This window comes from uncultured Pseudokineococcus sp., assembly GCF_947495735.1.
Lineage (GTDB): Bacteria > Actinomycetota > Actinomycetes > Actinomycetales > Quadrisphaeraceae > Pseudokineococcus.
The window spans coordinates 79,641-104,575 of sequence record NZ_CANMAA010000012.1; the positions used below are offsets into that span (position 1 = coordinate 79,641).

The window sequence follows — 24,935 nt, forward strand, 5'->3', positions numbered from 1 at the left end:
ACCTCTTCGGTGTCGGAGGGAGCGCGCCGGGAGTCCGGTGCGCCCCTCCGACCTCGCCGCCGGGCTCTCGCCCCTGGACGAGCGGCCCGGGCCGCTCACCCGCCCGCACCCGCCCGTCACCCGGCCGCGGTCCGGATGGCGCACCCCGCTGGGCCGGTCGTGCGCGACCATGGGCGCGTGCCCGCGCCCCCCGCTCCTCCGCCCCTCGCCGCCCGTCTGCACCGTGCCGCGGCGCTCGTGTGCCTGGGTGCGGCCCTGACGGCCTGCACGGGCGGCGGCGAGGGCGTCGTCGAGGACGGCGGGGTGCAGGCGCCGCCGCCGGCCGCGGGCGGCGCGGCGGTCGAGGTGCCGGAGGAGACGCTGGTGGGCTGGTCGGCCGCCGAGGTGCCTGGCCTCGAGCAGGAGATCATCGGGACCTGGATGGCCCGGGACGGCTGGGAGGACCTCCGGCTCGGGCACTGGCTGGCCGACAACCCGGACTACGCGGCCTACGTGGGGGCGAACCCCGACGGAGCCGCCGACGTCGGGGTTCCCCTCGTCCCGCACGACTCCGAGGAGCCCGTGGACGCGCTCCTCGCCTCCGCGCTCTCGGGCGACCACGACGACGACTACCGCGCGATGGGCGCGGAGCTGGCGCGCACGGGGCCGCGCACGGTCTACGCGCGGCCGTGGTGGGAGATGAACCTCGAGCCCGGGGCCGAGGAGATCGACCGGGAGGCCTTCCGGGGAGCCTGGTCGCGCGCCGTCCCGCTCGTGCGGGAGGGCTTCGCCGCCGCGGCCCGCCCCGGCCAGGAGCTCTCGGTCGTCTTCAGCCCCAACGCCGACGGCGCGGGCTACCGCGAGTTCTACCCGGACGGCGAGCACGTGGACCTCGTGGCGCTCGACGTGTACGGGCAGCGGTGGGGCGCCACGACCCCCGAGCAGGGCGAGCTGCTCGACCTCGTCGCCGGCCAGCTCCGGGACTTCGCCGCCTTCGCCGAGGAGGTCGGCAAGCCGGTCGCGCTCGCCGAGTGGGGCAACGTCGCGGTGCAGCCGGGCGACCCCGAGGGCATGCAGGGGCTGGGCGACGCCCCCGCGTACGTCGACCTGGTGGCGGCGTGGGCCCAGGAGCACGACGCCGTCTACCTCGTCTACTTCAACTCCGCCGACGGCGGTGTCGGGCAGACCCTGACCGACACCCCGGACTCCCTGGAGGCGCTCGTCGCGGCCAGCGGTCAGCAGGCGCCGTGAGCGAGCAGACGACGGCCGCCCCGACCCGGGGGCGGGCGCTGCGCCGCCGCGCCGTCTGGGTGGTCGCCGACCAGGCGGTCTCCAGCCTCGCCAACGCGGCCCTGACCGTGGTGATCGCGCGCACCGTCTCACCGGCGGAGTACGGCGCCTTCGCCCTCGCCTTCTCCGTGTACAGCCTCGTGGTGGCGCTGTCGCAGGCGGTCGCGGGCCAGGTCGTCGTCATCCACTACTCGGGCGCGGCCGCCGACGTCATCCGGCGGGCGTCGGCGAGCGCCGCCGGCACGGCCCTGCTCGTGGGGACGGTGAGCGCGGCCGTCCTGCTGCCCCTGGGCCTCGCGCTGGGCGCGCCCGTGCGCGGCGTCCTGCTCGCCGTCGGGCTGCTGCTGCCGGCCCTGCTGGTCCAGGACGCCTGGCGCACCGTCTTCGTCGCCCGCGGCACCCCGGCCGCCGCCTTCGTCAACGACGTCGTCTGGATCGTCCTGCAGGCCGCCTCCATCGGCGTCCTCGTCGTGGTGGGCGTCGACACCGCCCACCCCTACGTCCTGGCGTGGGCGGGAGCCGCCGCCGTGGCCGCCCTCGTGGGCGCCCGGCAGAACGGCGCGCCCCCGAGCCCGCGCACCGCCCCGGCCTTCCTGCGGGGCCACACCGACGTCAGCCTGCCCACGCTGGCCAACTCGGCGGCGATCCTCGGCGCGCTGCAGCTCTCGTTCGTGCTCATCGCCGTGGTGGCCGCGGTGTCCGACGTCGGGGCCCTGCGCGCCGCGCAGACCCTGCTGGGCCCGCTGAACATCCTGGGCTTCGCGGCGACGTCCTTCGCGATCCCCGAGATCGTGCGGCGCGAGCCCGGGCGCCGGGGCCTGGTGCTGGCGGCGCTCGCCATCAGCGGGACGCTCGTGGTCGTGGACCTGGCGTGGGGCGCCGTCCTGCTGCTGCTGCCGACCGCGGCCGGCGAGGCCCTGCTGGGCGACACGTGGGCGGGGGCGCGCGAGGCGCTGCCGGGGATGATCGCCTACACCTGCCTGATCGCCGCGACGGCGGGGGCGACGGCCGTCATGCGCGCCGTCAACCGCTCCGTGCTGGCGTTCTGGACCAGCGCCGTCCTCGGGCCCCTCGTCCTGGTGCTGTCCGTGCTGGGCGCCGCCACCGGCGGCGCCCTGGGCGCCTCGCTCGGCTTCGCCGCCGCGGGCGCCCTCGTCCTGCCGCTGTGCTGGGTCCTCCTGGCCCGGGCGGCGCGGCTCGGCCGGCGGCCCACGGCGGCCGTGAGGTGAGGCCCGCCCGCGACGCGACACCCGCCCGCGGGGCCGTCCAGTACGGTGCAGCGGCCGACCCGGCCCCGCCCCACCACGGCGTCGCCCCCGCCCCCGGCGGCGGTCGGCGCCCCAGCACGGAGGTCACCCACCCGGTGGAGAACGCGCCAGTCCCGGCCCACGGCCGCCCCCCGACCCCGGCGCGCGCCGGCCTGCGGGAGCGGGCCGCCGCCCGAGCCGGCAGCCGCGGACCCGCCGGCCCGGGGGAGGGGAGGGCCCGTGCGTAGCGTCGTCGTCGCCAAGTACGTGCCCTGGCCGCCGAACAGCGGCGACAAGCGCCGGACCCTCGGCGTCGTGCGCGCGCTCGCGGAGCGGGGACCCGTGGTCGTCTGCGCCTTCGCGGGCGACGACGAGGACGCGGCCGGCCTCGCGGGCGAGGGCGTCGAGGTGCGCGCCGTGCCGCGCCGCCGCTCGGTCCGGGGCCTCGTCGCCGGGCTGCTGCGCAGCCGCTCCCTGACGTCCGCGCGCTTCTGGGACCCCGCCCTGCACCGGCTCGTGGTCGAGGAGGCGGCGTCCGCCGACGTCCTCGTCGTCGAGCACGTGCAGCTGCTGCCCTACGCGCGCGGCACCCGGGCGGGCACGACCGCGCTCGACATGCACAACGTCGAGTCGTCCCTGACGGGCCGGTACGCGCGCTCCCAGCGCGGCCTGCGCCGGGCGGTGCTCGCCGCGGAGGCACGCCGCCTGCGGGCGCTGGAGGCGCGCTCGACCGAGGCCGACCTGCTCGCCGTCGTCAGCGAGGGCGACGCCGCCCTGCTGCGCGACGTCGTGACCCACCCGCGGGTCGTGGTCGTGCCGAACGCCTGGGACGAGCCGACACCGCTGCCCTCCGCGCCCGACCCGGTCGTCTCCTTCGTCGCTCTGCTGTCCTGGGCGCCGAACGTCGACGCCGCCACCTGGTTCACCACCGCCGTCTGGCCGCTCGTCCGCGAGCGGGTCCCGGGCGCGCGGCTGCAGCTCGTCGGGCGCAACCCCGCCCCCGCCGTGCAGCGGCTCGCGGGCGACGACGTCGAGGTCACGGGGACGGTGCCGGACCTGGCGCCCTGGTACGCCCGGACCCGGGTCGCCGTGGCCCCGCTGCGCTCGGGCGGCGGCTCGCGGCTGAAGATCCTCGAGGCGCTCGCCCACGCGCGGCCCGTGGTCGCCACCGCCGTGGGCGCGGAGGGCCTGGAGGACCTGGTGGGCCGCGGCGTCGTCGTCGCCGACGACCCCGCCGCCATGGCGGCCGAGGTGGTCGCGCTGCTGCAGGACCCCCGGCGCGCCGCCGAGGAGGGCGAGCGGGGCGCGGCCGCGGTGGCCGCCGACCACTCCTGGACCGCGGCGACGAAGCCGCTGGTCGACGCGCTGCCGACCGCGGGCGCGCCGCGATGACGCCGCCCGAGGGGCGCCGGAGCACCGTCTCGGTCGTCATCCCCTGCCGGGACGAGCTGACCGCCCTGCCGCGCCTGGTCGAGGCGCTGCGCCGCCAGAGCCTGCAGCCCGACGAGGTGGTCGTGGCGGACGGCATGTCCACGGACGGGACGCGGCAGGTCCTGGCCGACCTCGCGGCCTCGGACCCGCGCGTCGTCGTCGTCGACAACCCCGACCGCACCGTCCCCGCCGCGATGAACGTGCTGCTGGCGCGCGCCACGGGCGACTACGTGGCGCGCATGGACACGCACGCCGAGTACGCCCCCGACTACCTCGAGGCCGTCGTGGGGGTCCTCGACCGCGACCCCGGGGCGGTCGCCGTCGGCAGCGCCATGGCCACGGCGGGCCGCGGCCGCTGGGGGCGGGCCATCGCCGCCGTCCTCGGGCGCCGCATCGGCCTCGGCGGCGCGAGCCACCGCGTCGGCGGCGCGGCCGGCCCGGTGCCGCACGTCTTCTCCGGGTGCTACCGGCGGTCCGCCGTCCTGGAGGCCGGCGGGTGGGACGAGCGCCTGCGCGCCAACGAGGACTTCGAGGCCGACCAGCGCGTGGGCCGCCTCGGGCGGATCCTGCTCGAGCCGTCGGCCACGAGCACCTGGTACGTGCGGGAGGCCCCCCGCGCGCTGGCGGTGCAGATGTGGCGCTACGGCTTCTACAAGGCCCTCACCCTGCGGCTGCACCCCGACTCGCTGAAGGTGCGCCAGCTCGCGCCGCCGGCCGTCGTCGCGGGGCTCCTCGCCACGACGGCGGTGCGCCCGCGCGCCGGGCTGGGGCTCCTGGCCGCCTACCTGGCCGTGGCCGGCGCCGCCGGAGCCCGGGCCGCGTCCGCGGACGGCGCCGACGCCTGGCGCGGCGCGGTGGTGCCCCCGGTGGTCCACCTCTCCTGGGGTGCCGGGCTCCTCGCCGGGACGGTGCGCTTCGCCGGTGTCCGCCGACGAGGTGGCGCGGCGGAGGACGGCTCGTGAGCGCGCCCGCGCCGGAGGCGGGCGTGGACCCGCTGTCGGCCGTCGCCCGGTCCTGGTACTGGGTGGTCGCGCTCGCCCTCGTCGGGGCCGCGGCCCTCGGCGCCGCGGCGTCGGTGCTGCCCCCCGGGTTCGAGAGCCGGTCGGTCCTGCTGTTCACCCCCGGGGACCCCACGCAGGCCCTGTCCGGGTCGCCGCAGGCGGTCGAGCCGGGGCGGATGCTCCAGAGCCAGGCCGAGGTGGTGCTGGGCGACGACGTCGTGGGGCGCGCGGCCGACGAGATCGGGACGACGCCGGAGGACGTGCGCCGGCGCCTCACCGCCGAGACCGCGGACGGCGACCTCCTCGTGACCGTCGTCGGGACCGGGGACAGCCCGGGGGAGGCGCAGGACCTCACCGCCGCGGTGGCGGACGCCTACGCCGTCCGCAGCACCGAGGCGGGCGTGGCCTCGCTGGTCGAGCAGGCGGAGGCGCTGCAGCCCTCCGTCGACGCGCTGCTCGCGCAGAGCCGGGTGCTCCCGCCGCCCGAGCTGCGCTCGGCCCAGCAGGACGCGGTCGCCTCCCAGCTCGCGACCATCCGAGCGCGCCAGGACCAGCTCCTCGCGGCCTCGCGCGTCTACCCCGGGCAGGTGCAGGTCCTCTCCGCGGCGCAGGAGCCCGAGGAGCCGGCGACGCCGACGGTCAGCCGCAGCGCCGGGGTGGGCGCGGTCCTGGGCGCCGTCCTGGGCGTGCTCGTCGCCCTGGCGCGCGCCTGGCGGCGGCCCCGTGCCGCGGTCCCGCGCGGGGCGCGGCACCGCGGGGAGCGGGCGCCGGAGGGCGACCCGCCCGCGACGACGTGAGCCCGACGACGTGAGCCCGGCCACGTGAGCCCGGCCACATGAGCCCCGTGGCGCCGGCGCCGCAGGAGGGCGTGGCGCGCCGGTCCCCCGGGGCGCTGCGGCCCGACCACCTGGTCCTCGCCGCTCTCCTGGCGGTGACCCTGCTCCAGCGCCTCGCGGTGCCCGCCGGGGGAGACCAGGTGCCGCTGGTCCTCCCGGTCGTCCTCGGCCTCCTCCTGGTCGGGCTGGCGACCGGCCTGGTGGACCTCGACCCGGTCACCACGCGCCTGTACGCCGTCGGCGTCGGCGCCCTGGTGGTGCTGACGGCCGTCTCCTGGGCGCGGGGGCAGGCGCCCTCCCTGACGTCGCTCCTGTTCGCTGTGGCGATCTACGCCGTGGCCGTCGTGCGCCCGCGCCTCGGCCGCGCCGGGGTCGAGCGGGTCCTCGACCGGTTCGCCGCGGTGATGGTCGTCGCCGCCGTCGTGGGGCTGGCGCAGACCTCCGGGCAGTACCTCGGGGTGCCCTACCGCGACTGGCTGGCCGAGGTGGTGCCGGAGCCCTTCCTCCAGCAGGGCTACAACACGGCGGACCCGGTCGCCTACGGCGCGTCGCTGTACCGCGCCAACGGCGTCGTCTTCCTCGAGCCGTCCTTCTACGCGACCTTCCTCGCCGTCGCGCTGCTCGTCGTGCTCCGGCGCGGCCGGGGGGTGGTGGCCGCCGCCCTGCTGGCGGCGGCCCTCGTGCCCACGCTCGCCGGCAACGGCGTCGTCGTGGCCGGGCTCGGGATCCTGGTCCTGGCGCTCGGGCCCGGCCGGCGGCGGCTGGGGCTGCTCGTGCTGCCGGCGGTGGGGGCGCTGGCGATCGCGGTGGTCACCCCCGTCGGCGAGCTGTTCCTCCGGAGGGCGACCGAGATCTCCTCGCCGGGGACGAGCTCGAGCCTGCGCCTCGTGGAGCCGTACACGGTGGTCGTCCCCGCCTACCTCGAGGCCCCTGGCGGGCTCCTGCTCGGCAACGGCGCCGGCTCGGTCACCGAGGTGGCGGGCGCCCCGGGGGTGGGCGTGGGTCTCCTCACGCCGATCCTCCCCAAGCTGCTGTTCGAGTACGGGCTCGTGGGCGCCGTCCTCTTCCTGCTCTTCGTCCTCCACGTCCTGGCGGCGGGGTGGCGCGACGCCCCGTGGGTGCCGGGACTCGTCGTCAGCTACCTGGTGCTCAACGCCGCCCTGCTGCAGGTCGTCCTGGCGCTGCTGACCATCCTGATGGTGCGGCTCGTCCGCCCCCACGTCGAGGACCCCTAGCGCGGACGCCGCCCCCGCCCCTCGGCCCGGGCCACACCTCGCCGGGGCGCGGGCGCCCTCCGGCGGCGGGTATGCTCGCGCGGTTGCCTCGGCGAGGGACGGTCGGCCCCTGCGGCCCGCCGGTCCGGACTCGACGCGGTGGTCGCGGCCCCGCCGCGCGCCGCGCCGCCGAGGAGGTCCGGCGCCCAGGCGCCGGCCGCCGCGCAGGACCACCGCACCCCGAGCTGTCAGGAGCACCGCCATGGCCGACGAGATCCGCCTCTCCGCCCAGACCCGCACCGAGTTCGGCAAGGGCGCCGCCCGCCGCATCCGCCGCGCCGACATGATCCCCGCCGTCGTCTACGGCCACGGCGAGGCGCCCCGCCACGTCACGCTGCCCGGCCACGCGACGATGCTCGCGGTGAAGCGCGAGAACGCCGTGCTGACCCTCGACGTCGAGGGGGAGGCCGTCCTCGCGCTCGTCAAGGACGTCCAGCGCGAGCCCGTCCGCCGCGTGATCGAGCACGTGGACCTCGTCATCGTGCGCCGCGGCGAGAAGGTCGAGGTCGAGGTCGCCGTGCACGTCGAGGGCGAGCCCGCCGTCGAGACCGTCGTGACGGTGGAGAACCAGACCCTGCTGCTCGAGGTCGAGGCCACCCACATCCCCGAGAACGTCGTCGTGGACGTCTCCGACGCCGAGGCCGGCACGCAGGTCCTCGCCAGCCAGGTCCCCCTGCCGACCGGCGCCGTGCTCGTCACGGACCCGGAGTCGCTGGTCGTGAACGTGACCGCGGCGCGCACGACCGAGGAGCTCGACGCCGACCTGGCCGAGGCCGAGGGCGAGCTGGGCATCGAGCGCGACGAGCCCGAGGTCGACGCGGACGCCGAGGCGGCCCCGACCGCCGGCGACCAGGACTGACCCTGGCCCCCGCACCACCCGGGCCCCCCGGCCGGGGCAGGGGCTCCGCTGCGGCGGAGCCCCTGCCCGGCGGCGGCGCGGACCAGCCAGGGCCCCCCGCCGCGCCGGAGGGGCCCTGGCTCGTCGTCGGTCTGGGCAACCCCGGCCCCGAGTACGCCGCCACCCGGCACAACGTCGGGCAGATGGTCCTCGACGTGCTCGCCGGGCGGACCGGCGCCGGCTTCCGCTCGCACAAGGCCCGCGCCGCCGTGGCCCAGGCGCGCCTCGGCGTCCTGCCGGGCGGGCGCCCCGGGCCGTCCGTGGTGCTCGCCAAGCCGAGCACGTACATGAACGTCTCCGGCGGACCCGTGGCGGGACTGGCGCGCTTCTTCTCCGTGCCTCCCGAGCGCGTGGTCGTGGTCCACGACGAGCTCGACCTGCCCTCCGACGTCGTCCGGCTCAAGCGGGGCGGCGGAGAGGGCGGGCACAACGGCCTGCGAGACACCTCCAAGGCGCTGGGCACCAAGGACTACGTGCGCGTGCGGGTGGGCATCGGCCGCCCCCCGGGCCGGATGGACCCGGCGGACTACGTGCTCAAGCCCTTCGGCAGCGCCGAGCGCCGCGAGCTCCCCGTGCTCCTCGAGGAGGCCGCCGACGCCGTCGAGCTCGTGGTCCTGCGGGGCCTCGAGGCCGCCCAGCAGCAGGTGCACGCCCCCCGCTGAGGCGCCGCCCGCCCGTCCGCCAATCCGGGCGTCGCGCAGCCGCGAACAGGTCCGACCGGGTGCTCTTCTCCCGGAACCGGGCGCACGGGGCAGGGCCGCTGGATACCGTCCAGCGGCGGAGGTCGGGCCCCGGTCGGGGCGCGCACGTCGACGGGGAGAGGCAACCAGGCTCATGAGCGCAGACGTCGGACCCCGGGTCGGGGTGCCCCAGCAGGGCGCCGGACCCGCGCAGGAGCCCGACCGGCGCGTCCACGCCGCCCCGCGCCGCCGCTCGTGGACCGACCGCACCCCCTTCGTCCTCGAGCGCGAGGTCTACCGCGGGGACCCGGCCCTCGCGGCGGCCCGTCGCCGCTCCGCGTGGACGACCCCGCTGCTGCGGCGGGCGGTCCTCGGCGACGCGCTCGTCGCGGCGGTCGTCTCCGGTGTGAGCCTGGTGACGCTGCGGGACATCGGCGTCGACCTCACCCCGCTCGCCGTCGCCGTCCTCGCGGCCGGCTGCGCGGGCGTGTGGGTGGGCGTCCTCGCCGCCCTGCGCGGCTACGAGTGGCGCCGCGTCGGGGACGGGCCCGACGAGTTCTCGAGCATCCTGCGCGCGGCCGTGGCCGTGGTCGCCGCGCTCGGCGTGGCCGCGTTCAGCCTCCAGCTGCTCATGCCGCGCCGCATGGTCCTGGTCGTCGTCCCGCTGGTCGCCGTCCTCACCGCCCTGCACCGCCACCACCTGCGCGGCTGGCTGCGCCGGCAGCGCCGCGAGGGGCCGGCGGCCCTGCGCACCCTCGTCGTCGGCGACGGCGCCAGCGCGCGCGACGTGGTCGACGACCTGCGACGAGCCCCCGACCACGGCATGCACGTCGTCGGCGTGGCCGTGCCGCTCCCGCACGAGTGGGAGGTGGACGAGGAGGGCTACCCCGCCTGCCTGGGTGCGGTGGCCGAGGTCCCGCAGACGGTCGTCGACCACGACGTCGACGCGGTCATCGTCGTGGGCTCGCACCTGTCCGGCCCGGCGCTGCGGCGGCTCTCCTGGGCCCTGGAGCCGACGGGGGCCGACCTCGTCGTGGCGCCCGGGCTCGTGGAGGTGACGGGCCCGTCCGTCCACCTGCGTCCGGCGGCCGGCCTCTCCCTCCTGCACGTCGAGCGTCCCTCCTCGCGCACCGGTCGCCTCCTCGGCAAGGCCGCGCTGGACCGCACCCTGGGCACCGCGCTGCTGCTGGCCGCCTCGCCCGTCCTGCTCGCCGCGGCGCTGTCGGTGAAGCTGTCGAGCCGGGGGCCCGCCTTCTTCGCCCAGCAGCGCGTCGGCGTCGACGGCGCCCTGTTCACCATGTACAAGCTGCGCACCATGGTGGTCGGCGCCGACCGGATGGTCGACCAGCTGGCCGCCCAGAGCGACCGCGACGGCCTCATGTTCAAGATGCGGTCCGACCCGAGGGTGACGCCGGTGGGCCGGTGGCTGCGCCGCTTCTCCCTCGACGAGCTGCCCCAGCTGTGGAACGTGGTGCGCGGGGACATGTCGCTCGTGGGGCCGCGGCCCCCGCTGCCGCGCGAGTACGTCGAGTACCACGACTCCGTGCACCTGCGGCTGCGCGTGCGCCCCGGCCTCACGGGCCTCTGGCAGGTCAGCGGACGGGCGGACCTGTCGTGGGAGGAGTCCATGCGCCTGGACCTGCGCTACGTGGACAACTGGTCCCTGGCCATGGACGCGATGATCCTCTGGAAGACCGCCCGCGCGGTGCTGCGCCGCTCGGGCGCCTACTGAGCGCGGGGCCGCAGGACCACCGCCATCCCGCCCGGCCCGTCGCCCGACCTCGTGCTGCCGGTCGGCCCGGAGGATTCACGACTCATCCGCTCGGGTGAGTAGGGTCGTCGCCGGCGGTGCGCGGGGCACCGGTGACCGGGGAGGCAGCGGGATGGTCGGCACCACGACGGACGCGCTGCTGGCGCGCGCGGCGGCTGACGAGGCCGGACGCGTCCTGCTCGCCGTCCGGGCCGAGCTGGCCGCCGCCGGCGCCGACCGCCGGACGCTCAAGGACGCCGGCGACCGGCGGGCGCAGGACGTGCTGGCTACGTTCCTGGCCGAGCACCGCCCGGACGACGCGGTGCTCAGCGAGGAGGCCGCGGACGACCCGGCCCGGCTGTCGGCGTCCCGCGTCTGGATCGTCGACCCGCTGGACGGCACCCGGGAGTTCTCCGAGGTGGGCGGACCGGGGGAGCCGGGCCGCAGCGACTGGGCCGTGCACGTCGCCCTGTGGGAGGACGGCGACCTCGTCGCCGGCGCCGTGGCCCTGCCGGCCGCCGGGGTCACCTACGGCACCGAGCCCCCGCCCAGGCGCCCGACCGGGACGCCGCCCGTGCTCCGCCTGGCCGTCAGCCGGTCGCGCCCGCCCGCCTTCCTCAGCGCCCTCGCGGACGCCCTCGGCGCGGAGCTCGTCCCGATGGGCTCCGCCGGGGTCAAGGCGACGTCGGTGCTGCGCGACGAGGCGGACGCCTACGTGCACGCCGGCGGGCAGTTCGAGTGGGACTCCGCGGCGCCCGTGGCCGTGGCGCGCGCCGCCGGGCTGCACACCAGCCGCGTGGACGGCTCGCCGCTGCGGTACAACCGCCCCGACCCCCGGCTGCCCGACCTCGTCGTCGCGCGCCCCGAGGTGGCCGGGCCCGTCCTGGACGCCCTCGCCCGGCTGGACCTGACCGAACCCGACGCCCCCGCGGAGGCCGCCCGATGACCCGCTCCACCGCCGGTCGCTACCAGCTCACCCAGCTCCAGGCCCTGGAGGCCGAGGCGATCTTCATCATCCGCGAGGTGGTGGCCGAGCTGGAGCGCCCGGTGCTCCTGTTCTCCGGCGGCAAGGACTCCATCGTCATGCTGCGGCTGGCCGAGAAGGCCTTCGCGCCCGCGCCGGTCCCCTTCCCGGTCCTGCACGTCGACACGGGGCACAACTTCGCCGAGGTGCTGGAGCTGCGCGACCGCCGGGCGGCCGAGCTCGGCGTCCAGCTCGTCGTCGCCAGCGTCCCGGACGCCCTGGAGCGCGGGCTGGTCACCGAGCCCCCGGACGGCACGCGCAACCGGATCCAGACCCCCGTCCTGCTCGACGCGCTCGAGAGGGGCGGCTACACGGCCGTCTTCGGCGGCGCCCGCCGGGACGAGGACAAGGCGCGGGCCAAGGAGCGCATCTTCAGCTTCCGCGACGACTTCGGGCAGTGGGACCCGAAGAACCAGCGCCCCGAGGTGTGGGGGCTCTACAACGGGCGCATCCACCCGGGGGAGAGCATCCGGGTGTTCCCGCTGTCGAACTGGACCGAGCTCGACATCTGGAGCTACATCCAGGCCGAGGGCATCGAGCTGCCGAGCATCTACTACGCCCACGAGCGCGAGGTGTTCGACCGCGGCGGGATGCTCTACGCCGTCCACGAGGTGTGCCGGCCGCGGGAGGGCGAGGAGGTCTTCACGGCCCGCGTGCGCTACCGCACCGTGGGCGACGCCAGCCTCACCGCCGCCGTGCGCTCCGAGGCCGACACGGTCGAGAAGATCGTCGAGGAGGTGGCCACCACGCGGATCACCGAGCGGGGGGCGACGCGCGGGGACGACAAGTTCAGCGAGGCCGCCATGGAGGACCGCAAGCGCGAGGGGTACTTCTGATGAGCACGACACCGACCACGACGGCCGCCATGGAGCGCACGGCGGACCTGCTCCGCTTCGCGACGGCCGGCTCGGTCGACGACGGCAAGAGCACGCTCATCGGTCGGCTCCTCTACGACACCAAGACGGTGTTCGAGGACCAGATCGCCTCCGTGGAGAAGGCGAGCAGGGACCGCGGGGACGAGTACGTCAACCTCGCGCTGCTCACCGACGGCCTGCGCGCCGAGCGCGAGCAGGGCATCACGATCGACGTCGCCTACCGCTACTTCGCGACCCCGCGGCGCAAGTTCATCATCGCCGACACCCCGGGCCACACCCAGTACACGCGGAACATGGTGACGGGAGCCTCGACGGCCGACCTGGCGCTGGTCCTCGTCGACGCCCGCAAGGGCCTGGTGGAGCAGTCCCGGCGGCACGCCTTCCTGGCCACGCTGCTGCAGGTGCCGCACCTGGTGCTCGCCGTCAACAAGATGGACCTCGTCGACTTCTCCCAGGACGTCTTCGAGGAGATCCGCCGCGACTTCACCGACTTCGCCGCCAAGCTCGACGTCCCGGACCTGACGGTCGTGCCCGTCTCGGCGCTCGCGGGCGACAACGTCGTCACGCGCTCGGAGCGCACGCCCTGGTACGACGGGCCGAGCCTGCTGCACCACCTGGAGAACGTGCACGTCGCGAGCGACCGCAACCTCGTGGACGCCCGCTTCGCCGTCCAGTACGTCATCCGGCCGCAGTCCGGGACGCACCGGGACTACCGCGGCTACGCGGGGCAGATGTCGGGCGGCGTGCTGAAGCCCGGCGACGAGGTGATGGTGCTGCCCTCGGGCTTCACGACCCGCATCGCGGCGATCGAGACCGCGGACGGGCCCGTGGACGAGGCGTTCCCGCCGATGTCGGTGACGATCCGGCTGGAGGACGAGCTCGACGTCAGCCGCGGGGACATGATCTGCCGGCCCCACAACGCGCCGACGCCGACCCAGGACGTCGACGCGATGGTCTGCTGGATGGACGAGTCCTCCGCGCTCGCCCCGGGGCGCAAGTACGCCATCAAGCACACGACGCGGACCGCGCGCGCGGTGGTCAAGGAGCTGCAGTACCGGCTCGACGTCAACACCCTGCACCGGGACGAGAGCGGCGGGCAGCTCGGGCTCAACGAGATCGGCCGCGTCCGGCTGCGGACGACGACGCCCCTGCTCGCGGACGAGTACCGGCGCAACCGGACCACCGGCGGCTTCGTCCTCGTCGACGAGGGGACGAACAAGACGGTGGCCGCGGGCATGGTGACGTCGACGGGCTGACGGCCCTCACGCGCCGCGGGGGAGCCAGCCCCCGCGGTGCAGCTCCTCCTCCAGGAGTCGGAGCGCCTCGTCGGGGGGCGTGCGCGAGGTGTCGACGACGACGTCGGCGTCGGTCGGCACCTCGTAGGGGTCGCTGACCCCGGTGAAGGCGGTCAGCTCGCCCGCTCGCGCGCGGGCGTACAGGCCCTTGAGGTCCCGGCGCTCGCACTCCTCGATCGGCGTGCTGACGTGCACGAGCACGAAGTCGGCGACCTCCTCCACCATGCGGCGGACCGCCTGCCGGGTGTCGTCGTAGGGCGCGATGGGTGCGCAGAGCGCCACCCCGCCGTGCCGGGCGACCTCGGTGGCGACGTAGCCGATCCTGCGCACGTTGAGGTCGCGCGCCTCCCGGTCGAACCCCAGCCCGGAGGAGAGCAGCCGGCGGACGACGTCCCCGTCGAGGAGGCTCACGGTGCGGTCGCCGCGCTCGAGCAGCCTGCGGTGCAGCCCTCGGGCGAGCGTCGACTTGCCCGAGCCCGACAGGCCCGTCATGAGGACCACCAGCCCCCGGGAGGACCGCGGGGGCATCCAGGCCCGGAGCGCCGACAGCACGTCCCCGGTGACGTCCGAGGGGCTCTCCCCGCGCCGGAGCGCGGCCAGCGACGTCGCCCACCGGGAGTCCCCCGCGCTGGTGGCGGCCCCCGGGCCGGGCTCCACGGCCTCGTCGACGGCTGCGCGCAGCACCACCCCGTCGTCGGCGCCCAACCCGCGGAGGACGTGCTCGACCAGGACGTCGTCACCCTCCCCGCGCCAGCACAGGGGCACGGTGACGACGGGGGCGCCCAGCCGCCGCCCCTCGGCGACGGCGGCGCGCAGGAGGACGTCGGCCGGCACGCCGTCCGGCGTCGGACCGGCCACGGGGACGACGAGGAGGGCGGGGCGGTCTCGACCGGCGCCCTGGACGAGGTCCTGGTCGGCGCGGACCGGCGGGCGTCGCAGCACCACGGCGGAGCGGGAGCGCAGGTCCGCCCCCGCGGCGACGAGCGCGGGGAGCGACAGCTCGCGCCCGAGACCCGCCTCGGGCCGGCGCAGCGCCTCGAGGACGCCGGTGACGCCGTCCGCGCGCGCCGGGTCGGGAGCGGCGTCGCGCAGGACCGCGATCGGCGTCGACTCCTCGTCCAGCAGGAGCACGCCGCCGGCGGCGAGGGTCGCCGCCCGGTCCGGCAGCCGCACCGCGGTGAGGTCGCCCGCCCCCGAGGCGACCGGTGCTCCCGGTCCTCCGAGCACCGAGGAGCGCGGCAGCAGGCCCTGGAGCACCAGCTCGACGTCGGCCGTGGCCGGTCCGCCGAGGTGGACCGACGGCGTGTCCAGACGACGAGCTCCCACGCGCCCCTCCGATGCCTCGCGCCCTGCAGTGCCTCGAGCCGAGCATCCCACGTGCCCGGTGGCGGTCGAGGACGGCGCGACGCCCGCGCCGTCGGGCGCGCCCGCGGGACATGACGGCAGGTGACGGCGCGCGGGGTTCTGGGCCGTTCGGCTGACACGCCTCAGCGCTTGTGCGACAGTGCTTCTCCCGTGCGGAGGCGCGGCTATCGTGCATCCCCTAGTGGTCACCGGGGGTGATGGTGCGCCAGGCGGCACGGGAACGAGGGGGAACGATGCGAGTGGCTCTCGTCGGGACGCGCGGTGTCCCGGCCCGGTACGGGGGCTTCGAGACCTGCGTCGAGGAGGTGGGTGCGCGACTCGCCTCCCGCGGGCACGAGGTGACGGCCTACTGCCGTCGGGGGGTGGCCGACGACGGGCCCCTGCTGCCCGAGCACCGGGGGATGCGTCTCGTCCACCTGCCCGCCGTGCACCGGCGCGCGCTGGAGACGCTGAGCCACTCGGCGGCGTCCGTCGCCCACCTGCTGCCCCGGGGGACCGACGCGGCGGTGGTCTTCAACTCCGCCAACGCCCCGCTGCTCCCCGTCCTGCGCGCCCGGGGGATCCCCGTCGCCACGCACGTCGACGGGCTCGAGTGGAAGCGCGCGAAGTGGGGTGGCGCGGGGCGCCGGTACTACCGCAGCGCCGAGTCCATGGCGGTGCGGTGGTCCGACGCGCTCATCGCGGACGCCCAGGGCATCAGCGACTACTACGCCGCCGAGTTCGGCGCGGCGACGGAGCTCATCGCCTACGGCGCACCGGACGTCGCCGAGCGCCGGCCCGAGGTCGTCGCGAGCCTGGGTCTCCGGTCGCGCGGCTACCACCTGGTGGTCGCCCGCTTCGAGCCGGAGAACAACGTGGAGCTCATCGTGCGCGGCTACGTCGCCAGCGGTGCCTCCGAGCCCCTGGTCGTCGTCGGCTGCGCCCCGTACGCGGACGCCTACACCGCCCGGGTGCACGCCGCGGCGGACGAGCGCGTGGTCTTCCTCGGCGGCGTCTGGGACCAGGAGGTCCTCGACCAGCTGTACGCCAACGCCCTGACGTACCTCCACGGGCACTCGGTGGGCGGGACCAACCCGTCCCTGCTGCGCGCCATGGGCGCCGGTGCGGCCACGCTCGCCTACGACGTCGGCTTCAACCGCGAGGTGCTGAGGGGGGCGGGGCGCTTCTTCGCCGACGCGGCCGAGCTCTCCGCGCTCCTCGAGGAGGCGGAGGCCTGCCCGGAGGGGGTGGTGCGCAGCGGGAGGGCGTCGCTCGTGGAGGCCCGGCGCTACGACTGGGACGACGTCGCGGACGCCTACGAGGACCTGTGCGAGCGGCTGGCGGCGCGGCGCCGCTCCGCCCGCCCGAGCGGCCGCAGGGCGCCCCACCTCGTGGGCGCGTCGGCGCCGTGACGCGGACGACGGACGGGGAGCCGGCCCCCGGGCGCGCCGGGTACGCCGAGACCGTGCGGCAGCTGGCCGCGGCGCAGAAGAGCGGCAGGGGCGCGCCGGCCTACTCTCGGTACGTCAACCGGCGCCTCGGGCGGTACCTCGCCGCGGCGGCCCACCAGGTCGGCGCGACGCCGGACGCGGTCACCGCGGTGAGCGGGCTGACGACCTTCGTCGGCATCGCCGTCCTCGCGCTGGGGTCCCCGTCCTGGGGGCTGGGCGTCGCCGTGTGCCTCCTGCTCGTGCTGGGGTACGCGCTGGACGCCGCCGACGGCCAGCTCGCCCGGCTGCGCGGGGGTGGTTCGACCGCCGGCGAGTGGCTGGACCACATGGTCGACTCGGCCAAGATCTCCAGCCTGCACCTGGCGGTGCTCCTGTTCCTGCACCGGTCGGGCGAGGTCGCCGACCACTGGCTGCTCGTGCCGATGGGGTTCGCGGTCGTGGCGGCCGTGTCCTTCTTCGCGCAGATCCTCAACGAGCAGCTGCTGCGGGGGAGCGGCCAGCAGCGGGCGTCGGCCGCGGGCCCCGCGTCCGCCGTCGTGTCCCTGCTGAAGGTGCCGACGGACTACGGGCTGCTCTGCCTGGTCTTCCTGCTGCTCGGCGCCCCCGTCGTCTTCCTCGGCGTCTACGGCCTGATGCTCGCGGCGAGCACCGCGTACCTCGCGCTCGCCCTCGTCAGGTGGCACGGGCAGATGCGCCGCCTGGACGCCGAGCGCGCCTCGGCGCTGGTCGGGGGCTGACGGTGGGCCGCCGCGCGCCCGCGACCGTGCTCCTCGTCGCGGTCCTCGCGCTCGCAGCACCGGGGTGCACGGCTCAGGACGCGCCGTCGGGCCCGGTGGCGACCGCCTCGCCGACGCCGACGGGCTCCGGTCCCACGGGCTCCGGTCCGACGGGCGCCGGTCCGCCGGGCTCCGACCAGGGCTCGGCGGCGGCCCCTCCGACGACCGCTCCGACGACCGCTCCGGCGACCACGGGGGCGCCGCCCGCCGTGCCCACGGAGCCCGTCGCGACGCGGACGCTGCCTCCCGTCGACGTCGGCGAGGAGGGCCGCTTCGAGAGCGGGCTCGTGGCCACCGTCGAGGAGGTGGTGCCCGTGCGGCTGGACGCGCGGGGGCCGGGCGAGGTCGCGGGCCCCGGCCACGCGGTCGTCCTGGAGCTCGAGAACGGCTCCTCGGCGCCGGTGGACCTCGCCGGCGTGGCGGTCAGCGCCACCTCCGAGGACGGCACCCCGGCGGTCCCCAGCTCGAGCTCCGCGGCGGAGCCTCTGACCGGCGCCCTGGAGCCCGGGGGCACCGCGCGCGGCACGTACGTCTTCGCCGCCCCGGAGGGCGCCTCGCTGCGCATCCAGGTCGAGCAGAACGAGCAGGGCGACGTCGTCGTCGTCGGGCCGTGAGGTCCCGTCGCGCTGCGGCGGGGGCCGCGGCCGCTCGAGCGGCAGGTCCACCCGGGCGGTCGCGGGTGGTGACGGGGGCCCGGATGGTTGACGTCGGGCGCGCGGGACCCGCGGAGCCTGGGTGCGCAGCGTGACGACGACCTAGCCTCGAGGAAGCGGTGGTGCCGCCCGCGTCGACGGGCGTGCGGGACGAGGAGGAGGCCCGATGGGGCAGAAGACGGGCTACCTGCCCGGAGCGTTCGACATGTTCCACATCGGGCACCTCAACATCATCCGCAGGGCCCGTGCCGCCTGCGACCGCCTCGTCGTGGGCGTGGTCACCGACGAGGTGATGCTGCAGTCCAAGGGCAAGCCGCCCGTCGTCCCCTTCGCCGAGCGGCTCGAGATCGTCAGCTGCATCGTCGGGGTCGACGAGGCCGTCGCGGACCTCTCGAGCGACAAGCTCGTGATGTGGCGCTCGCTGCACTTCGACATGGTGTTCAAGGGGGACGACTGGCGCGGGACCCCCAAGGGCGACCGCCTGGAGCGCGACCTCGGCGGCGTGGGCGTGGAGGTCGTCTACTTCCCGTACACCACGCAGACCTCGAGCACCCTGCTCCGCCGCTGGCTCGCCGCCGCCGCCTCGTGACGCTCCTCTCGGCGCGCAGCACCGGTGCGGGGCCACCCGGGCGCCGGGTCGGAGCGGCCCTGCGCCGAGGTCGCCAGGCGTCGGGGGCGATCTGCGCCCAGGTGGTGCAGGCGCTCGCCAGCCTGCTGCTGCAGGTGGTCGCCCTGCGCGCGCTGGGCGCTGACGGCCTCGGGGTCTTCGCGCTGCTCTACAGCGGTCTGGTGCTGCTGACGGCCCTCTCCAGCGGGCTCGTGGGCGACTCCCTGACCGTGCTCGAGCGCGGTCGGCGCGAGATCCGGGCGGGGCTGCAGGTCACGGCGCTCGGGGTCGCGGGAGTGGCCGGGCCCGTCGCCGGCGTCGTGGCCTGGGCGACCGGCCTGCTCGACGGGCCGGCGGCGGTCCTCCTCGGCGGCGTCGTCGTCGTCTTCCTCCTCGAGGACCTGGCGCGGCGCCTGCTCATGGCGACGCTGAGCTTCTGGTCCGTCGTGGTCGTGGACGCCGCGGCCCTCGTCGTCTCGGTCGCGTGGCTCGCGGGCTCCGCCGCCCTCGGCGGCCCCCTCCGGCTGCCCGACCTCCTGCTCACCCTGCTGGTCGCCCAGGCGGTGGCGCTGGCCGTCGCCGTCCTGCTCCTGCCCGCCCGGGAGCGCTCCTGGGTGCCTCTCGCCGGCGCGGACGTCGCCGCCGTCCTGTCCTACGGCGCCTGGCGCGCGGCTCAGCAGGGCGTGCGCCCCGCGACCCTGACGACGACGCGCGTCGTCGTCGTCACGGCGGTCGGCGCCGCCGCCTTCGGGGAGCTCGAGGCGGCGCGCGTGTTCGCGGCCCCGGCCATGCTCGTGCTGAACGGCGCAGCGGGCTTCCTGTTCGCCTCCTACGCGGCGCGCGCGGACCGGCCGCTGCGCCCGCTGCTGAGGGCCGCCGACCGCGGGGCCTCCCTGCTGGTGCTGTCGTCCCTGGCCCTCGGCGTCCTGGCCGTGCTCCTCGCCCCGGTGGTCGGCGACCTGCTCACGGGCGGGGCCTTCCGGCTGGACGCCGTCGCCGTCCTCGGGTGGTGCGTGTACGCCGCGGCGGGGTCGCTGCTCATGCCGTACGCGAGCCTCGCGTCCGTGCGGGGGCGGCACGCGCTGGTCCTCGGCCTGCGGGTCGTGGAGCTGCTCGTCGCGGTCGCCGGGACGGCGCTGCTGCTGCTCGTGGCGGGCGTCTCGGCGTCCTGGGCGCCGTACGCGCTCGCCCTCGGGACCGTCGTCACCGCGGCCGTCGTCCGCCAGGCCGTGCTCGTCCCCCAGCGCGGGAGGCAGGAGCCCGTCCTGGACGCGCCGGAGCGGGAGGGCGGGGCGTGACGACAGCGCTCGGGCCCCGGCGCGCTGCCGCGGCCGACCACGGTCAGACCTGGTGGTCCCGCTGGTGGCTCGCCGCCAGCGGGCTCACGCTCGTCGTGGCCAGCGACTACGACCTCCGGACGCGACCGCCCGGTGACGCCGTCGGCGCCTCGGTGGACGCAGCCATCCTGCTGGAGATCGCGCTCTACGGAGCCGTGGGCGCCCACCTCCTCCTCACCAGGGCGCGGCCGCCGCGGGTCGTCCGCGCGCCCCGCCAGCTCTTCCTCCTGGTGCTGTACGTCGGCCTCGTCGTCCTGTCCCTCACCTACACCCCCTACCTGCTGTACGGGGCTGTCCGGGCGGTCCAGATGTGCGTCCTCCTGGGGCTCGCCCTCGCCGCGGCCCGGGACGCGCGGCCCGAGCACCTGCACCGCTTCGCGCACGGCTTCCTCGTCCTCGTGGCGCTCTCGGTGTGCTACGGCGCAGCGGTCCCCTCCGCGGCCGTCAGCGCCCTGCAGGAGGGGCGCTTCACCTGGCTCGCCATCCACCCGACCGTCTCCGGCGTGCTCACGGGCCTGGCGGTCGTCATCGGCGTCGGCTACCTGTGGGCGGGGGCCCGCCCCCGCTCCGGACCGCGCTGGCCGACCGGTGCCTACGGGCTCCTGCTGCTGGTGGTCGGGGGCGGCCTCCTGGCGACGCAGACGCGCGGCGCCGTCCTCGCGGCGGGCGTGGCCTCCGTGGTCGTCCTCGTCTCCCTGCGCACCGGACGGGCGCTCGTCGAGCTGCTGCTGGCCCTCCTGGTGCTCGGCGCGGGCGCCGCCCTGGCGCTGAGCGGCGTCATCACCGCCTACGTGGTGCGCGGCGAGGACCCGTCGGCCCTCGTGACGCTGAACTCGCGGACGATGCTCTGGCGGCTGGCGGGGGAGCGCGTGCTCGAGGAGCCGCTCTACGGCTACGGCACGACGGCGGCCCGCGGCATCTTCTACGCGGAGACGGGGCTCGGGGGCGGGCACAACGCGGTCGTGAACGTGGTCGTCGAGCTCGGGCTGGTGGGGCTGGCCGTCTGGGCGGCGCTCCTCGTCGTCCTCGTCCTCGGGGTGCGCGGCCTGCCGCGCGACGCCTCGCACGGGGTGGTGGTCGACCGCGCCCTGCTCCTCGGGCTGGTGGCCTTCCTCCTCGTCGACGGGGTGGTCTACGAGGGCGCCGGCGCGGTGACGAACGTCGGCGCCACGTGGCTCTTCGTCTGCGTCGCCTGGCTGACCGTCGCCCAGCGCGCCGCGCGCGGTGACGGCGTCCACGGCTCCGTCCCGGCGAGCACCGGGGTGCGCCGGTGAGCGGGCGCGCCGTCCTCGTGACCCACCCGGGGGCCGAGCTGTACGGCTCCGACCGCGTGGTCCTGGAGACGGTCTCCGCGCTCGTCGAGCGGGGGTGGGACGTCGTGGTGGCCCTGCCCGTGGACGGCCCGCTCGTCGCCGCCGTCGAGTCCGCCGGAGCGCGGGTGCGCCGCTGCCCGACCCCGGTGCTGCGGCGCTCGGCGCTGAGCCCCGGCGGGCTCGTGCGGCTCGCGGGGGAGGCCGCCGCGGCCGTCGTGCCCGGTGCCCGGCTCCTGCGGGAGACGGGCGCCCGCGTCGTCGTGGTCAACACGGTGACGACGCCGCTGTGGCCGCTGCTCGCGCGCTGCCTCGGCCGGCGCGTCGTCAGCCACGTGCACGAGGCGGAGTCCACGGCGTCGCCCCTCGCGCGCTGGGCGCTGACCGCCCCCCTGCTCCTCGCCCACCGGGTGGTCGTCAACAGCGCGTTCGCGCGCTCCGTCGTCGGGAGCGTGCTGCCCTCGCTCGGCGCCCGGTGCGAGCTCGTCTACAACGGGGTCCCCGGTCCGGCGCACGTCTCGCCCCCGCGGGAGGACCTGTCGGGCCCGGTCCGACTCCTCTACGTCGGGCGGCTGTCCGAGCGCAAGGGCGTCGAGGACGCCCTCGCCGCTGTCCACCTCCTCGCCCGTCGTGGCGTCGAGGCCGAGCTGGACGTCGTCGGGGCGGTCTACCCGGGTAACGAGGGCTTCGAGGCGCGCCTGCGCCAGCAGGTGGTCCGCGAGGGGACGGCGGCGCGCGTCCGCTTCCACGGCTTCGACCGCGACGTGTGGCCCCACCTCGCGGCCGCGGACGTGGCCCTCGTCCCCTCCCGCGTCGACGAGCCCTTCGGCAACACCGCGGTCGAGGCCGTGCTCTCGGCGCGTCCCTGCGTCGTCAGCGCGACGAGCGGTCTCGTGGAGGCCGTGGCTGGGACCGCCTCGGCGCACCTGGTCCCCCCGGGGAGCCCCTCGGCGATCGCGAGCGCCGTGGAGGAGATCATCGGTGGCTGGGCCCAGGAGGGTCGGGCGGCGCAGGCCGATGCGGTGGCCGCAGCTCGGCGCTTCGCCCCGGCCCGCTACCGCTCGGACGTGGCCGGCGTGGTCGCGTCCGTTGCGGGACGCCGACCACGCCGACCACGCCGGCCGCGCTCAGGACGCTGATCTCACGAGGTCCAGGCCCCGAGGTGCCGAGCGCCGCTGGCCTCGCCCGTCAGCGCGGCGATGGCGGCGGGCAGCGGCTGCGCGGTCCCGTCGGCGGGCATCGCCGCCGTGGGACGACCGCGGCCGTCCACCACCGGTGCACCCGTCACGAGCGTTCCCCGCGCCTCCTGGCCCGCGGACCGGGAGAAGGCGGCGAGGTCGGTGAAGACCTGGGGGTCCCCGACGCCGCGGGACCAGACGACGACCCACGACGGCGCGCTCGCCGTCGCCCGGTTGTAGACGTTGGACTCGGCCCGCACACCGATCTGCGCGGCGCTCCGCTCGTGGGAGTAGTCCTCCACGCACAGCAGGCAGTTGGTGCCCGCCCGCGGGTTGGCCAGCACGTTGTTGGAGACGGCGGCCGGGCCGAGGAGCCACGTCATGGTCGGGTCGGGGAACGCCTGGCGCGGGTCGTGGCCGGGGGTCGAGCGGTCGCTCGCCCGCCGGCTGTCCTGGACGAGGTTGATGTGGCGGCCGTTGCCCGCGAACGTGTTGTTCCACACCTGGACGTCGCTCGTGTTGTTGATCTTCACGCCGTCGCGGCTGTTGCCCGTCACCACGTTGTCGGCGAAGACCGCCTTGGCGGAGAGCTCGAGCGACGCGCCGTGCCCGGCGTTGTCCCGCAGGTCGTTGCCCACGACCTTGACGTCGTGCACCGACTCGTCAGCCCAGAAGCCCGGGCCGTGGTTGCCCTGCAGGACGCTGTCGCGCACGAGCACGTCCCGGCTGCGCGCCGTCTTGAAGCCGCCCGAGACCGGCGAGGTGTTGAACCGCTCGACGTTGTTGCCCTCCGACCGCAGGCCGTCGACGACGAGGCGGTCGGCGTAGGTCGCCGTCATCCCGAGCATCCCGCTGCGGGCGATGGTCACGTGCCGGACGGTGACGTCGGTCGCGGCGATCGCGACGCCGGTGGTCGCCGAGTCCAGGACGGCCAGCTCCTCGAGCACGACACCCGGCTGCTCGGCGGTGAGGCCGCCCATGTGGGGCACCGAGGGCGCGTAGCGCCGGACGCCGAACCCGCGCAGGACGCTGCCGGCCGAGCGCACGTTGATCGACTGCTGGAGGTCGCTCACGCGGACCGTCCGGCCGCGGGGGTCGGTGCCCAGGTGCAGGCGGTCGGCGGCGCGGTCGTGGAAGAAGGAGCCGGCGACCACCTCGGCGAGGGAGCCGACCTGGCGCTGCGCGACGCCGTCGACCCACACCTGGTCGGGGTGGGCGGCCATGGGGTGGTTCGGGTTGACGAAGCGCCAGCCCGACGCGGCGCCCGCCTCGGTGGCGCCCCACGTGTACGTGGGGGAGGCGTCGAACTCCGTCGTCCACCCCTGCTTGACCCACCCGCGGCTGCCGGCCTCCCAGCCGGTCACCACGCTGCTGCCCTCGAACCAGACCTCCTCGCCCGGCCACGACTGGACGACCAGCTTCTTGCCGCGGGGCAGGACGACCGACTCGTGGTAGCTGCCGGCGCGCAGGACGACCGTCGCGCCCGCCGGGGCCGCGGCGACGGCCTTCGTCACCGTGCGGAAGGGAGCCGCTGCCGTGCCCGCAGCGCTGTCGCTGCCGGTGGGGGAGACCACGACGGCCTGCGCGGGCACGGGGTAGCGGGTCGAGCCGACGGTCGTGCCCGCCGAGTCCGCGGCGCGCGCGGGCGCCGGCGCGACGGCGGGCGGCGGGGTGACGGGGGGCGGGGTGACGGGCGGCGGGGTGACGGGCGGCGGGGTGACGGGCGGCGGGGTGACGGGCGGCGGGGTGACGGTCGTGGTCGGGACCTCGGTGGCCCGGACGTCGTCGAGGTGGACCTTCGACGCGGGCGAGCTGCCCGAGCCGTAGGTGAAGACGCCCACGGCGCCCGCCCCGGTGAGGCGTGCGGCGCTGGAGTCGCTGGCCGACAGCTGCCAGCCGGGAGCGGTCGCCCCGCGCACCCAGGCGCGGGCCCTGAGCGTGACCGGGTCGGTGCCCGTGGCCGTCGCGTCGACCGTGAACCACTGGCCGGGGACGAGGCGGCAGACGGCCTGCTCGGCGACCAGCTCCGTGGTCGTGCCGTTGGCGGCGCGACGGGCGAGGCCCAGGTACGCCTGGCCGCCAGGGGCGAGGCGCATGCGCGCGATGTAGGCGTCACCGGCGCTGGTCCTGCGCAGGACGGTGGCCGCCGAGTACCCGTTGCCCGTCGTGGGCAGCGCCGGGAAGGCGAAGGCGGCGCTGTGCCGGACGTCGCGGATCTTCGTCGTCGCCAGGGTCGCCGTCCGTGCTGAGCCCGCGGGCAGCGTGATGGTGGCGATCCCGCCACCGACCGCGAAGTCCTTCGCGGAGTCGAGGGTGTAGGCGCCGCCCACGGCTGCGGAGCCGAGGCCGGACGTGGTGGTCCGCTGCATGGCGTCGTCCGCGACCACGCGGTCCGCGGCGCCCGCGGAGGGCGCCAGCAGCACGCCGCACACGGCGGCGGAGGCGACGGCGACGGCGGCGAGGGTGCGGCGATGCCGCTTCGCGGTCGACCGGCGGGAGGGGACGCGGCGATGCTGGATCTCCGGGGTGGGCATGGGGCACCTGTCCTGGGTCGGGGGGCGGCCGCGGTCTGGGCGACCGGTTCGGCCCTGGGCACGGCTGCTCTTCGTCACGACCGGTGCGCGACAGAACGCCCCCCGGAGTGTGAGGCAGGTCACACTCAAGTGCGGGTGTCCGGTCCGCCCGCCTGCGTGCTGGTC

At 76.7% G+C, this 24,935-nt stretch carries 21 protein-coding genes; 19 read left to right on the top strand and 2 right to left on the bottom strand.

The window, feature by feature from the left end:
* Window positions 1-177 precede the first annotated feature (177 nt).
* The 12 genes from Q0848_RS14835 (at window position 178) to cysN (ending at window position 13,541) form a co-directional block, all read left to right on the top strand.
* Window positions 178-1,230 (top strand): hypothetical protein, encoded by a 1,053-nt coding sequence (locus Q0848_RS14835; RefSeq protein WP_299038887.1) that lies wholly within the window; start codon window positions 178-180, stop codon window positions 1,228-1,230.
* Complete coding sequence (locus Q0848_RS14840) at window positions 1,227-2,498, top strand: hypothetical protein (protein ID WP_299038889.1); 1,272 nt, start codon at window positions 1,227-1,229, stop codon at window positions 2,496-2,498. The genes Q0848_RS14835 and Q0848_RS14840 overlap by 4 nt, the downstream gene beginning before the upstream one ends.
* Window positions 2,499-2,756: 258 nt before the next feature.
* A complete protein-coding gene (locus tag Q0848_RS14845) occupies window positions 2,757-3,908 on the top strand; it encodes a glycosyltransferase (RefSeq protein ID WP_299038891.1) in 1,152 nt (383 codons plus the stop codon).
* Window positions 3,905-4,909, top strand: a complete 1,005-nt coding sequence (locus Q0848_RS14850) for a glycosyltransferase family 2 protein (protein ID WP_299038893.1) — start codon at window positions 3,905-3,907, stop codon at window positions 4,907-4,909. Before Q0848_RS14845 ends, Q0848_RS14850 begins: the two co-directional genes overlap by 4 nt.
* Window positions 4,906-5,745 (top strand): hypothetical protein, encoded by an 840-nt coding sequence (locus tag Q0848_RS14855; RefSeq protein WP_299038896.1) that lies wholly within the window; start codon window positions 4,906-4,908, stop codon window positions 5,743-5,745. The genes Q0848_RS14850 and Q0848_RS14855 overlap by 4 nt, the downstream gene beginning before the upstream one ends.
* A gap of 38 nt (window positions 5,746-5,783) precedes the next feature.
* The gene (locus tag Q0848_RS14860) at window positions 5,784-7,019 is read left to right on the top strand and encodes a hypothetical protein (protein WP_299038898.1); all 1,236 of its coding nucleotides are present in this window, start codon (window positions 5,784-5,786) and stop codon (window positions 7,017-7,019) included.
* Window positions 7,020-7,260: 241 nt separating this feature from the next.
* Window positions 7,261-7,917 (top strand): 50S ribosomal protein L25/general stress protein Ctc, encoded by a 657-nt coding sequence (locus tag Q0848_RS14865; protein ID WP_299038900.1) that lies wholly within the window; start codon window positions 7,261-7,263, stop codon window positions 7,915-7,917.
* 62 nt (window positions 7,918-7,979) lie between these two features.
* Window positions 7,980-8,618 carry an aminoacyl-tRNA hydrolase gene (gene pth, locus Q0848_RS14870; RefSeq protein ID WP_299038936.1) on the top strand — a complete coding sequence of 213 codons (639 nt, stop codon included), beginning with the start codon at window positions 7,980-7,982 and terminating at the stop codon, window positions 8,616-8,618.
* 172 nt (window positions 8,619-8,790) lie between these two features.
* On the top strand, window positions 8,791-10,368 hold the full coding sequence (locus Q0848_RS14875; protein ID WP_299038902.1) for a sugar transferase: 1,578 nt from the start codon (window positions 8,791-8,793) through the stop codon (window positions 10,366-10,368).
* Window positions 10,369-10,519: 151 nt separating this feature from the next.
* Complete coding sequence (locus tag Q0848_RS14880) at window positions 10,520-11,332, top strand: 3'(2'),5'-bisphosphate nucleotidase CysQ (protein WP_299038904.1); 813 nt, start codon at window positions 10,520-10,522, stop codon at window positions 11,330-11,332.
* Window positions 11,329-12,246, top strand: a complete 918-nt coding sequence (gene cysD, locus Q0848_RS14885) for a sulfate adenylyltransferase subunit CysD (protein WP_299038906.1) — start codon at window positions 11,329-11,331, stop codon at window positions 12,244-12,246. Before Q0848_RS14880 ends, cysD begins: the two co-directional genes overlap by 4 nt.
* Window positions 12,246-13,541, top strand: coding sequence for a sulfate adenylyltransferase subunit CysN (gene cysN / locus Q0848_RS14890; protein WP_299038908.1), 1,296 nt, complete (start codon window positions 12,246-12,248; stop codon window positions 13,539-13,541). Before cysD ends, cysN begins: the two co-directional genes overlap by 1 nt.
* Window positions 13,542-13,547: 6 nt before the next feature.
* Here the strand turns inward: cysN and cysC are convergent, their stop codons facing one another.
* Entirely contained in the window at window positions 13,548-14,906 is a 1,359-nt protein-coding gene (gene cysC, locus Q0848_RS14895) for an adenylyl-sulfate kinase (protein WP_299038910.1), read from the bottom strand.
* A 272-nt stretch (window positions 14,907-15,178) separates the two neighbouring features.
* Between cysC and Q0848_RS14900 the strand changes: the two genes are divergently transcribed.
* The 7 genes from Q0848_RS14900 to Q0848_RS14930 all read left to right on the top strand — a co-directional run bounded on the left by Q0848_RS14900 (window position 15,179) and on the right by Q0848_RS14930 (window position 22,197).
* Window positions 15,179-16,336, top strand: coding sequence for a DUF1972 domain-containing protein (locus Q0848_RS14900; RefSeq protein WP_299038912.1), 1,158 nt, complete (start codon window positions 15,179-15,181; stop codon window positions 16,334-16,336).
* On the top strand, window positions 16,333-17,112 hold the full coding sequence (locus Q0848_RS14905; RefSeq protein WP_299038914.1) for a CDP-alcohol phosphatidyltransferase family protein: 780 nt from the start codon (window positions 16,333-16,335) through the stop codon (window positions 17,110-17,112). The genes Q0848_RS14900 and Q0848_RS14905 overlap by 4 nt, the downstream gene beginning before the upstream one ends.
* 248 nt (window positions 17,113-17,360) lie before the next feature.
* Entirely contained in the window at window positions 17,361-17,765 is a 405-nt protein-coding gene (locus Q0848_RS14910; RefSeq protein WP_299038916.1) for a hypothetical protein, read from the top strand.
* A 205-nt stretch (window positions 17,766-17,970) separates the two neighbouring features.
* Window positions 17,971-18,393 (top strand): adenylyltransferase/cytidyltransferase family protein, encoded by a 423-nt coding sequence (locus tag Q0848_RS14915; protein ID WP_299038918.1) that lies wholly within the window; start codon window positions 17,971-17,973, stop codon window positions 18,391-18,393.
* Complete coding sequence (locus tag Q0848_RS14920; RefSeq protein ID WP_299038920.1) at window positions 18,390-19,709, top strand: hypothetical protein; 1,320 nt, start codon at window positions 18,390-18,392, stop codon at window positions 19,707-19,709. The genes Q0848_RS14915 and Q0848_RS14920 overlap by 4 nt, the downstream gene beginning before the upstream one ends.
* Window positions 19,706-21,022 carry an O-antigen ligase family protein gene (locus tag Q0848_RS14925; RefSeq protein ID WP_299038922.1) on the top strand — a complete coding sequence of 439 codons (1,317 nt, stop codon included), beginning with the start codon at window positions 19,706-19,708 and terminating at the stop codon, window positions 21,020-21,022. The genes Q0848_RS14920 and Q0848_RS14925 overlap by 4 nt, the downstream gene beginning before the upstream one ends.
* Window positions 21,019-22,197: a glycosyltransferase family 4 protein gene (locus Q0848_RS14930; RefSeq protein WP_299038924.1), complete on the top strand. Its 1,179-nt coding sequence runs from the start codon at window positions 21,019-21,021 to the stop codon at window positions 22,195-22,197. The genes Q0848_RS14925 and Q0848_RS14930 overlap by 4 nt, the downstream gene beginning before the upstream one ends.
* Window positions 22,198-22,199: 2 nt before the next feature.
* On the opposite strand, the gene Q0848_RS14935 is transcribed toward Q0848_RS14930, so the two are convergent.
* Window positions 22,200-24,770, bottom strand: coding sequence for a right-handed parallel beta-helix repeat-containing protein (locus tag Q0848_RS14935; protein ID WP_299038926.1), 2,571 nt, complete (start codon window positions 24,768-24,770; stop codon window positions 22,200-22,202).
* Window positions 24,771-24,935: the final 165 nt, after the last annotated feature.

Bases quoted from the DNA above. Each gene is read 5' to 3' on its own strand.
- Q0848_RS14850 (WP_299038893.1), top strand. From the start codon at position 3,905: ATGACGCCGCCCGAGGGGCGCCGGAGCACCGTCTCGGTCGTCATCCCC.
- Q0848_RS14860 (WP_299038898.1), top strand. From the start codon at position 5,784: ATGAGCCCCGTGGCGCCGGCGCCGCAGGAGGGCGTGGCGCGCCGGTCC.
- Q0848_RS14865 (WP_299038900.1), top strand. From the start codon at position 7,261: ATGGCCGACGAGATCCGCCTCTCCGCCCAGACCCGCACCGAGTTCGGC.
- Q0848_RS14875 (WP_299038902.1), top strand. From the start codon at position 8,791: ATGAGCGCAGACGTCGGACCCCGGGTCGGGGTGCCCCAGCAGGGCGCC.
- Q0848_RS14880 (WP_299038904.1), top strand. From the start codon at position 10,520: ATGGTCGGCACCACGACGGACGCGCTGCTGGCGCGCGCGGCGGCTGAC.
- cysD (WP_299038906.1), top strand. From the start codon at position 11,329: ATGACCCGCTCCACCGCCGGTCGCTACCAGCTCACCCAGCTCCAGGCC.
- cysN (WP_299038908.1), top strand. From the start codon at position 12,246: ATGAGCACGACACCGACCACGACGGCCGCCATGGAGCGCACGGCGGAC.
- Q0848_RS14900 (WP_299038912.1), top strand. From the start codon at position 15,179: ATGCGAGTGGCTCTCGTCGGGACGCGCGGTGTCCCGGCCCGGTACGGG.
- Q0848_RS14915 (WP_299038918.1), top strand. From the start codon at position 17,971: ATGGGGCAGAAGACGGGCTACCTGCCCGGAGCGTTCGACATGTTCCAC.
- Q0848_RS14935 (WP_299038926.1), bottom strand. From the start codon at position 24,770: ATGCCCACCCCGGAGATCCAGCATCGCCGCGTCCCCTCCCGCCGGTCG.